Annotated in this window: 2 protein-coding genes; one reads left to right on the top strand and one right to left on the bottom strand. The window is 38.4% G+C overall.

Annotation, left to right across the window (positions count from 1 at the left end; translation table 11 throughout):
• Window positions 1-1,248: 3'-5' exonuclease (locus AK963_RS28695; RefSeq protein ID WP_139117761.1), on the top strand; the 1,248-nt coding region annotated here is incomplete at its 5' end.
• A 5-nt stretch (window positions 1,249-1,253) separates the two neighbouring features.
• Here the strand turns inward: AK963_RS28695 and AK963_RS28690 are convergent.
• On the bottom strand, window positions 1,254-1,681 hold a 428-nt coding region (locus AK963_RS28690), incomplete at its 5' end, for a hypothetical protein (RefSeq protein ID WP_238593886.1).

The following is a 1,681-nucleotide window of genomic DNA, read 5'->3' as shown; positions in this document are numbered from 1 at the left end:
AGAGTCAGCTTAGTAAAATATTTAACTTTCTGGAACTATCAGACTTGCAGACCACCCCAAAAAGCTATACTTAACGACAGGTCATTTTGGACTGGTGTTTTGAGGACTTTTTACGCCGGTGATGACACCGTATCAGCGGATGGCAATGAGAATAGTCATATTGAACTCATAAGATGTATGCCAGCACAGGAACATCAGGAAGCACTAAAAAGAATAAAATATTACATTAGTAAGCAACAGTCAGTTGCAGTGTTATTTCGACGAGGTTCGCAAAGTATTAATATTGAACTCGAATTGTTAGCTCAGGGAATGGCCTATGTCAGTGAATTGGGTAGCAGTGTATTTGATCGACGAGAAGTTTTTTCTGTCATCTCACTACTCAGGCTTGCGGCTGGAAAACTCAATGATCTGGCTATACCAGAGAGATTGAAAGCCTGGAATGCCATGCTGCGCTTTCCTAATATTGGCTTGAAATCTTTCCGTGTCGATGAGCTTGCTTCGTTACTTTCAAGTAAAACCTCTTTTTATGGTGATGCAATCAGAGAGTTTGTAGAAGAGCTTCCTGAAATATCTGATTGGCAAAAAAAGCAGGTTGTAAAGCGTTCATCTGTTATCGAAACGATAGAAGCAGCAGAACTGAATTCTTCAGATTATGTAATTAAAAACTACATTGAACTAACTGATCTATACAAAAAACTTGAGGATCTTAGCTTGTCAAAGACGAATGAAGAGGAGAGTGTTGCAGGTATTGATAGCATGATTATGTTTCTCGAACTGAAAGGTTTTTTGCCAGCCGATGCGGTTGCATATATTGATAAGCTTAAAAATGGCAGTGATAAAAAAATAACATCTGATACTATGGTAACACTCACCACAAACCATAAATCAAAGGGTAGAGAATGGCCTGCTGTTCTAATTCCTGGCTGTACGGACAATAATTACCCTTACTTAAGGGATGATGAACTGAGTGTTAAATCAACTATAGAAGAAGAACGAAGGCTGTTTTATGTTGCTTTGACTCGGGCAATCAATGGTGTACATATCTTCTCTCGAACAGCGGGTGTCTCAGACGAAGAAAAGCCTAGCCCATTCATTGATGAAATGAATTTTCGTGAGTCCGGCATTATTGGAGGGTATTTATCGGAAGGTAAGTATATTGAGCTCAATGCGTGGCTTGCTAAAAATAAAACAAGCAGACCAACCAGACGCTACCTTGAGTCCTTAAAGGTGTCTAAGAGTGAATGCTGATTTCATCAATGCGTATGATGATGGAAATAAAAGGTCTGCTGATTTAGTCCTAGATTAACCACCATCTTATGATCATCTTTCTTTGTTTTCCTAGATTGATATCTTATAACGATATCGTATCTGCCTGGGGGTAGTTCAATATCAGGATAATATCTATCTTTAATATTCATAACCATAATTCTTGCTGGTTCTGGGTTGGCTTGAATTTTAAGAGGAAATTTTTCCTGCTCCCAAGGATAGAAGGTAAAGAATTCTTCATGAACTGTGTCTCGGTGTATATCAATAGTACGATTTATTTGATGTAGGGTAAGCGCCAATTTAACCTGCGTATATTGCCATTTTATCCTTAAAATGCTTGTGTAAATGGTTGCTGGCTTATCCTTTGCCAATTGATAGCTCAACTCTCTATTGTAGAAGTTCTTCAAGCCAGTCA

It is taken from the genome of Endozoicomonas atrinae (assembly GCF_001647025.1).
Classification (GTDB): domain Bacteria; phylum Pseudomonadota; class Gammaproteobacteria; order Pseudomonadales; family Endozoicomonadaceae; genus Endozoicomonas; species Endozoicomonas atrinae.
Note: the sequence above shows the minus strand (reverse complement) of the source record. Positions and strands in the feature narration are given on the sequence as shown.